At 46.7% G+C, this 3,448-nt stretch carries 5 protein-coding genes; 1 reads left to right on the top strand and 4 read right to left on the bottom strand.

Annotated features, from left to right (window positions below; translation table 11 throughout):
• Positions 1–569 (bottom strand): SprT-like domain-containing protein (locus tag AC4E7D_RS12940; protein WP_490174207.1); only part of this gene is annotated, 569 nt, incomplete at its 3' end.
• A gap of 129 nt (positions 570–698) precedes the next feature.
• On the opposite strand from AC4E7D_RS12940, the gene AC4E7D_RS12945 reads away from it, so the two are divergent.
• Positions 699–1,091 (top strand): hypothetical protein, encoded by a 393-nt coding sequence (locus tag AC4E7D_RS12945; RefSeq protein WP_490174208.1) that lies wholly within the window; start codon positions 699–701, stop codon positions 1,089–1,091.
• Here AC4E7D_RS12945 and AC4E7D_RS12950 read toward each other — a convergent pair.
• From AC4E7D_RS12950 to AC4E7D_RS12960, 3 genes are all read right to left on the bottom strand, one after another.
• Positions 1,088–1,768, bottom strand: a complete 681-nt coding sequence (locus AC4E7D_RS12950) for an SDR family NAD(P)-dependent oxidoreductase (RefSeq protein WP_490174209.1) — start codon at positions 1,766–1,768, stop codon at positions 1,088–1,090. The genes AC4E7D_RS12945 and AC4E7D_RS12950 overlap by 4 nt on opposite strands.
• Positions 1,768–2,748, bottom strand: coding sequence for a M20/M25/M40 family metallo-hydrolase (locus AC4E7D_RS12955; RefSeq protein ID WP_490174210.1), 981 nt, complete (start codon positions 2,746–2,748; stop codon positions 1,768–1,770). The genes AC4E7D_RS12950 and AC4E7D_RS12955 overlap by 1 nt, the downstream gene beginning before the upstream one ends.
• Before the next feature lie 89 nt (positions 2,749–2,837).
• The coding region (locus AC4E7D_RS12960; protein ID WP_490174211.1) for a 2-oxo acid dehydrogenase subunit E2 at positions 2,838–3,448 on the bottom strand (611 nt) is incomplete at its 5' end.

Here is a 3,448-nt window from a genome sequence, read left to right on the forward strand (position 1 = left end):
GGTTGGAAAAGGTAAACCCTCCCGGAATCAAGCGCCTTGCATTCAAATCGCTTCACTCTTTTTTCCCCTTTTTTAAATTGCTTCCCATTATGGATACGAAATGTACTCCCGGGGGGCAATTCAAGCAGGTAGGTCCGCGGGCCTTCCGCATCATACCGGTTCAAAGCTAAAGATAATTTGGTGTCAATTGAGCTACTTGCCTTCGGATTGATGAAATGCTTCGCCAGATGGGGCAAAAGTTCCGGTGGAAAGACCTCTGGCCTGATAAAGGGCAGCATCAGGCCCTTAAAAGTCTGTTTCCATTCTTCCCCATGGGGTCGTATACGCCTTCCGTGCTTTTCAAAGGCCAGCAGATGAGCGATTTCGTGGACCAGTGTTATCAGAAAACGATAAGGATTCAAAGAGGCATTAATGGTTATCTGATGAAATCCCGAAGGTAAACTACGGTAGTCTCCGTGCTTACTCACCCTGTGGTTCACCACTTTTAACCGTACGTGATGCCGGCTGAGTAGTTCACAACACGGTTCCACTGCTGTTGCGGGGAGATATTGCCCCAGTAATTCCCTCATGGAGCCAAAAATAGGTTTAAATCGCAAGTCATACTAATGATTTTTGTGTACTTTTTCCCCGGTGTAATTCCATCTCTGTGATCCTGTCAAATGCAACCTTTTGGTCCGTATGGTATCTAATAAGAGGCTATGAAAACATTACTGCCTGCATTATTTTGTTTATTTCTTTTGGTTTCTTGTGAAAAAGAGACTACCCCAACAGGTATACTGGGCGAATGGCAGCTTATCGCCGTATTAGCTGATCCTGGAGATGGGAGCGGGGAATTCAGGCCGGTAGACAGTGAAAAGAGGATCAGCTTTTTTGAAGACGGCACCTACACCTCAAATGGAGAGATATGCGAATTTACCCAGAATGCCAATGGCAGTACTGAGGGGAACTATACACATACTGAAGAGGGTTATCAAATTGACTGCCCCGGAGTACCCGGCTTCCCGATTAACCTCCGTATAGAAAACGGTTTTCTGCTCATCAGTTACCCCTGCATAGAACCCTGTATGCTGAAATTCAGAAAGCGCTCCTAAGGCGTGGATTTGGAGACAGGAAGGACCTTCCCGTTGTAGAATTGTTGCCCGTTTAATGCAAAATCCTTGATATAGACGGCCATTTCGAGCGCACTTAAAGGTGCTTTATACCCGGGGAAGGCCTCTTCAAGCATTTCCGTTTGAACGGCACCCAGGGCAAGGGCATTGCAGGAAGGGCCGGATTCCTTGAACTCCTCTGCCAGCAATTCGGTCAGGGTAATCAGGGCTCCTTTGCTACTGCTATAGGCAGACAATCCCGGAAATTTTGCACTCCCCTGTATACCTCCCATGGAACTTATGTTGACGATATGCCCCCCTGCATTCATGAAAGGCACTACAGACTGTATAAGTTCTGCTACCCCGAACACATTTACCTTAAAGACGGCTTCAAACTCTGATGAGCTGGTTTCCAGAAAAGGTTTGTTGAGCAAGCGACCTGCGTTGTTGATCAGGACATCCACCGTTCCCCACTCGGCATCGATATAGCTTACCACCTGGTCCAGAGCTGAAGCCTTGGTAATATCAAAAGGAAAATGATGGATAGATGTATTCTTCAATGCGGCAACGGGAGCCGGATTCCGGGAAAGGGCTAAAACCTGGTGGCCCTCCTCAGCAAAAAGCCTGGCCATTTCCAGACCGATCCCTCTGCTTGTCCCTGTAATAATGATATTAGCCATTAATTAAGTCTTACCCTTTGCTCGGAGGAATTCACCAACCCTTCGATCACCGGAATTATCTTGTTTACCACCTCCGCCATATGATTATAATCCAGCTGGTCCGCTTCATCGTTGGATTTATGGTACTGAGGATAATTATTGAAATCAAAAGTACAAAACGTATGGGAGGGAATGTTATATATCCGGTAAAAGGGGTAGTTGTCTGACCGTTGAAAAAGATTGTAATCGTTTTCTGTAGGGAGATACCCAATAAGTTTCTCAGAAGCGTAAGCGTTCCCTGCAGCTGCCAGGTTGGATTTAGAATATCCCGTAATGTACAGCAGGAAATCCTTATCCGGCATTGGAACCCCGGTCATCTCAAAATTCAACATGAGATAAAGGTCCAGTCCTTCGTTTTGCATTCTTTCAGCAAGGTGTTTTGAGCCCAGCAGGCCTTTTTCTTCCGCACTGAAGAAGGCAAAAATGATACTCCGCTTGTTATTGGCACTGCGACCAAAATATCGGGAGATCTCAAGAACAGAAGCTGTCCCTGAGGCATTGTCATTAGCCCCGTTGGCAATAGCGTCCCCATTTATGCGATTTACGGTGCCTATATGGTCATAATGGGCACCAATCACTACGTATTCATCCCGTAGTTGAGGATCCTTGCCGGGAAGCACACCTACAACATTGTAGGCCGTACGCCTTGTATTTTTCAGCGTATCCCGGTATGCCGGGTAGAAGGGTGCAATGCTGTACTGCCTCAGGTTTTCTTCGAGAAACTCTGCAGCCAGTTCTATTTCAGGGCTACCCGTTTCACGGCCTCTCATAGAATCCGAGGCCAGGTAATTCACAAGGCCCCATAGGCGAAGGCTGTCTGTAAACCCCAAGGGGGTGTCTTTAGCACTTACCGGTGCAGTATTCTCTAAACTCCCGGGGGGCTGCAAGGAGGCACAAGATAGTAGAAAGAGAAAGATCAAAAAACAACATAAATGTCTCATTACTGTGCTGTATGAACCTGAAAAATAAAAGCACCTTTTGGGTAAACAAAAGATGCTGTGATATTAACTACCAATCCTTTGCCTTCTCCTTAAGCGAGCATAGTAACCGGATTCTCCAGATATGTCTTCAGGGTTTGAAGGAATTGTGCCCCGGTGGCACCATCTACTGTACGGTGATCACAGGCAAGGGATAGTTTCATTGTGTTGCCAACGACAATATTGCCGTTTCTTACCACAGGTTTTTCGACAATGGCCCCAACGGATAGGATGGCTGAATTGGGTTGATTGATAATGGAGGTAAACTCCAGGATCCCGAACATCCCCAGGTTAGAAACGGTAAAGGTACTACCCTCCATTTCAGCTGGTGTCAGTTTCTTGTTTCTTGCACGTCCTGCCAAATCTTTTACCGATGCCCCAATCTGAGTGAGGGACATCTGGTCAGTAAAGGGCAGCACGGGTACTACCAGACCATCTTCCACAGCAACAGCTACCCCAATATGGATATGTTGATTATATCTTGTGGTATCTTCTTTCCAGGAAGTGTTTACCTGCGGGTGCTTCTTAAGGGCCATGGCACAGGCCTTAACTACCATGTCATTAAATGATACTTTGGTATCTGGCAGTTCGTTGATCTGGGCCCTGGAGGCCTTTGCGTTATCCATATCCACTTCTATCATCAGATAGTAGTGGGGAGCGGTGA

Source organism: Lentiprolixibacter sp. (assembly GCF_982873095.1).

Excerpts from the sequence above, each read along its gene's own strand:
- AC4E7D_RS12945 (WP_490174208.1), top strand. The coding sequence starts at position 699 with ATGAAAACATTACTGCCTGCATTATTTTGTTTATTTCTTTTGGTTTCT.
- AC4E7D_RS12950 (WP_490174209.1), bottom strand. The coding sequence starts at position 1,768 with ATGGCTAATATCATTATTACAGGGACAAGCAGAGGGATCGGTCTGGAA.
- AC4E7D_RS12955 (WP_490174210.1), bottom strand. The coding sequence starts at position 2,748 with ATGAGACATTTATGTTGTTTTTTGATCTTTCTCTTTCTACTATCTTGT.